A 4,044-nucleotide genomic window follows, 5' to 3' on the forward strand; every position below is an offset into this window, starting at 1 on the left:
GCCCGGGTCACCTACCACCGGGACGCGTTCAACGAGCACATGCTCCTGCACCCGCTGTCGGCCCCGATGACGCTGCGCTGGCTCACCGACCGGTTCAACCGCCGGCCGCTGACCGAGCACCTCATCCGGACGACGTGGCCGACGATGTTCAACCCGATGACCTACGTCGGCATGGCCAGGCTGGCCAAGATCGCGGCCAAGGTCGTCTTCGGCAGGAAGATCCACCGCCGCCCGCTATGACATCGCCGCTTCCGCGGAGCCGCCGGCGCCCACCGGCAGCGCGTCCTCGGGCCGGTCGGCCACGGGCGGGGCCCCCAGGTCATCGCGGGCGTCCGCCGCGGCCATCAGGGCGTAGACCAGCGCCGCGATGGCGGCGGGCCACAGCAGCGTGGCCGCGACCTGCAACGGCCCGTGGGAGAAGAAGACCGGCGGCGCCTCGAGGACGTAGGCCAGCGCCGGGTCTCCCGACAGCGGCACGGCGTCGAAGTCCAGCGCGCCGTAGCGCATCCGTACCAGCGCGGCGCCGACGGCCGAGGCCGCTGCGGCGGCGGCCACCATCCCGAAAAACAGCCCGACGACCATCCCCGGCCCGCGGTGGCGGCGCCACTGCCACCCCAGCACGGCCCCCACGACCGCCAGCGCGGTCAGCAGGCCCAGCAGCAGGCACGGGTCGTCGAAGAAGTGCTGGGACTCGGTGCCCAGATAGTCGTGGACGCGTTCGCCGGCCCGGGTCTTGGCCACCACCACGTGGATGGGCGCGGCGATCCACGCCCACAGCGCACCGAGCAACGCGCCGGCGACCGTCAGCCCCAGCGCGGCGGCGGCCAACGCGCGCGCCCGCCCGTTCACCGCTGCGCCTCGAGGTCGGAGGAGTCCACCTGTCCGTGCCGCGAGCACTGTGCCCGCCAGCCGTCGGGACGGACCTGCACCACCATGCGGCGGCCGCACCCGGCGCAGAACCGTGGCGGCTCGAGGCCCAGCTGGGCCGCGGTCGGCACCTCGGTGCCCCCTAACTCCCCGGTGTAGATGTTGTAGACGCCGCCGCTGACCGGCGCGCCCAGATCCTCGACCACAATCGCCAGTTCCTACAGGCTGGCGTTGAGCGCCTTGATCGGCATCTGCAGATCGCCGAGCAATTCCAGGTCGGCCTCGGCGGGCCGGCCGAGGGTGGTCAGGTAGTTCCCGACGATCACGGCGTTGATGCCGCCCAGGATGCCCTGCTTGGCGCCCAGGTCGCCCAGGGTGATCTCTCGGCCGCCGGCGAAGCGCAGGATGGTGCGCGGCAGGGCCAGCCGGAACGCGGCCACCGACTTCAGCGCTTCGGCGGCCGGCAGCACCTGCAGGTCCCCGAACGGGGTGCCGGGCCGGGGGTTGAGGAAGTTCAGCGGCACCTCGTCGGGACCCAGCTCGGCCAGGTCTGCGGCGAATTCGGCGCGCTGCTCGAGGGTCTCTCCCATGCCGAGGATGCCGCCGCAGCACACCTCCATTCCGGCGTCGCGCACCATCGACAACGTCTGCCAGCGCTCTTCCCAGGTGTGGGTGGTGACGACGTTGGCGAAGTAGGAGCGCGCCGTCTCGAGGTTGTGGTTGTAGCGGTGCACGCCCATCGTCGCGAGCTGCTCGACCTGCTCGGCGGTCAGCATCCCCAGCGAGCAGGCGATGTTGATCTCGACCTCGTCGCGGATCGCCTCGATGCCCGCGGCGACCTGGGCCATCAGGCGTTCGTCGGGTCCGCGGACCGCGGCCACGATGCAGAACTCGGTGGCACCCGACTTGGCGGTCTGCTTGGCCGCCTCGACCAGGCTGGGGATGTCGAGCCGGGCGCTGCGCACGGGCGACGCGAACAGGCCCGACTGGGCGCAGAAGTGGCAGTCCTCGGGGCAGCCGCCGGTTTTCAGGCTGATGATGCCTTCCACCTCGACGTCGGGGCCGCACCAGCGCATCCGCACCTCGTGCGCCAGCGCCAGCAGCTCGTCGAGCCGGTCGTCGGGCAGCTGCAGCACGGCGAGCACCTGGTCCCGGCTCAGGCCCTCACCGCGTTCCAGGACCTGCCGGCGGGACACCGCCAGAATGTCGGCCGGATCGTCGGTGTCGTGGCCGTCGGTTCCTGGCCGAGCCGCCGCCTGAGTCACCCGGTACTCCTTTACGCCGTGAACGAGTTCGCGTTCACGTTAGGTTAGCGGCCCGCACCGACCAAACCGCGGTCAGCCGATCGGGTGTTCGGCGCGCTTGTCGCCGTCCCAGCGGCGCAGGCCCGCAAAGGTGGCGTCGATGCGCGCCGGCCGGCCCGCGATCCGCAGCGCCCGGCCCAGCTGCGCGCCACCGACCCGGCGGGCCAGCGTGACGTGCGCGGTCCACTGCCCTGGCCGGCTGTTGCCCATCGGCTCGGGCCGCAGGTGCGCGGCGCAGAGCCGGTGCACCTCGGCGTGCAGGTCGAGCAGCTCAACGGTCGGCACGATCAGCCGGGCGAACACGGCGTCGGCCCGGCCGAAGAGCACCGGCGCGCCGACGACGGCCGGCAGCGGCAACCGCGCGCTCACCGGCCGCAGCAGCTCGTCCACGTCGGCGTCGATGCGCTCGGCGACGGCCAGCGTGACGTGCGGGCGGCTGGCGGGTGCCTGGCTGGGGATCCCGGCGCCGGCCAGGTCGCCCCAGACGCGGCGGATCGCCGCCTCGGTGTCGGGGTCGAAGACCAGCTCGATCGAATGGACCATCAGCCGGCCAGCGCGCCCACCCAGTGGCGGTCGAACGCCGCCGCACTCATGTCCGCGAATTCCGCTGTCCCGAGCCGGCCCGCCCCGGCGGGCAGCTCGGCCCGCACGGCGGCCAGCCGGGCCAACGCGGACCTGTTGGAAACCTCGGCGGGTCCGGGCCTGGCCGGCCAGCTGCCGATCACCAGCCCGGCGCACGAAACTCCTTTGGCGGCAAGGGCTTCCAACGTCAGAGCGGTGTGGTTGAGGGTGCCCAGCTCCGCGCCGACCGCGACCAGCGCCGTGGCGCCCAGGTCGACGGCCAGATCCCGCAGCGTGACACCCGCGTCGGCCAGTTGCACCAGCAGTCCCCCGGCGCCCTCGACCAGCGTCAGCCGTCCGGGACGGTCCAGGCCGGCGATTGCGGTCAGCAACTGGTCGCGGGTGGGCAACGCGGCCCCGGCCTGCTCGGCGGCGGCGGCCGGCGCCAACGGCTGCGGATACCGCGCACACCAGGCGAGCTCCGTCACCCCGGACAGCCGCGCCACTTCTGCGAGGTCGTCGTCGCCCGAGTCGGTGCCGGTCTGGACGGGCTTGCACACCGCCACGTCGATGCCCGCCTGGCGGGCATGGCAGGCCAGCGCCGCGGTGGCGACCGTCTTACCGACCCCGGTGCCGGTGCCGGTGACGAACAGGACGGTCAACGGCGCGACACCGCGACGACGTCCGCCAACACCCGGCGCGCGATGTCGAGCTCGGCCGCGTCCAGCGACGCGCGTGCGGTGAGCCGCAGCCGCGACGTGCCGGCGGGAACCGTCGGGGGCCGGAAGCAGCCCACCTTCACCCCGGCGTTCAGGCAGGCTGCCGCGGCGGCCAGCGCCACTTCGGGCTCGCCCAGGATCACCGACACCACCGCCGAGTGCGGAACCTCGGGCACTCCGCAGATCCGGGCCAGTTCGCGGGCGTGCCGCAGCACCGCCTCGGGCCGCCAGGGCTCGGCGCGCAGCACCTCGAGGGCGGCCAGGGCGGCGCCGACGGCCGCCGGGGCCAGACCGGTGTCGAAGATGAACGGCCGCGCTGCGTCGATCAGGTGGGCGCGCACGGCAGCCGGCCCCAGCACCGCACCGCCCTGGCTGCCCAGCGCCTTGGACAACGTCGTGGTCATCACCACGTCGGGTTCCCCGGCGAGCCCGACTTCGTGCAGCAGCCCGCGCCCGCCGCCGCGCACGCCGAGACCATGCGCCTCGTCGACGATCAGCAGCGCGCGGTGCCGGCGGCACACCTCGTGCAGCTCGCGCAGGGGGGCCAGCGCGCCGTCGGCGCTGAACACCGAGTCGGTGATCACCACGGCGCG

At 73.6% G+C, this 4,044-nt stretch carries 7 protein-coding genes; 1 reads left to right on the forward strand and 6 read right to left on the reverse strand.

Features of this window, described 5'->3' with window-relative positions; genetic code table 11:
* The coding region (locus AC2VOR_RS20690; protein ID WP_486964431.1) for a lipase family protein at positions 1-240 on the forward strand (240 nt) is incomplete at its 5' end.
* Here the strand turns inward: AC2VOR_RS20690 and AC2VOR_RS20695 are convergent.
* The 6 genes from AC2VOR_RS20695 to AC2VOR_RS20720 form a co-directional block, all read right to left on the reverse strand.
* Entirely contained in the window at positions 235-849 is a 615-nt protein-coding gene (locus tag AC2VOR_RS20695) for a DUF2567 domain-containing protein (RefSeq protein WP_369738956.1), read from the reverse strand. The two genes, AC2VOR_RS20690 and AC2VOR_RS20695, sit on opposite strands and share 6 nt — an antisense overlap.
* Complete coding sequence (gene bsaP, locus AC2VOR_RS20700) at positions 846-1,073, reverse strand: biotin synthase auxiliary protein BsaP (protein WP_486964432.1); 228 nt, start codon at positions 1,071-1,073, stop codon at positions 846-848. The genes AC2VOR_RS20695 and bsaP overlap by 4 nt, the downstream gene beginning before the upstream one ends.
* A gap of 12 nt (positions 1,074-1,085) precedes the next feature.
* Positions 1,086-2,132 (reverse strand): biotin synthase BioB, encoded by a 1,047-nt coding sequence (bioB, locus tag AC2VOR_RS20705; RefSeq protein WP_486964433.1) that lies wholly within the window; start codon positions 2,130-2,132, stop codon positions 1,086-1,088.
* Between the two features lie 72 nt (positions 2,133-2,204).
* Positions 2,205-2,714, reverse strand: coding sequence for a 2'-5' RNA ligase family protein (locus tag AC2VOR_RS20710; protein WP_486964434.1), 510 nt, complete (start codon positions 2,712-2,714; stop codon positions 2,205-2,207).
* Entirely contained in the window at positions 2,714-3,394 is a 681-nt protein-coding gene (gene bioD / locus AC2VOR_RS20715; protein ID WP_486964435.1) for a dethiobiotin synthase, read from the reverse strand. The genes AC2VOR_RS20710 and bioD overlap by 1 nt, the downstream gene beginning before the upstream one ends.
* A partial coding sequence (locus AC2VOR_RS20720) for an aminotransferase class I/II-fold pyridoxal phosphate-dependent enzyme (protein ID WP_486964436.1) occupies positions 3,391-4,044 on the reverse strand: 654 nt, incomplete at its 5' end. The genes bioD and AC2VOR_RS20720, both read right to left, overlap by 4 nt.

The organism is Mycobacterium sp. TH-M103 (assembly GCF_057473785.1).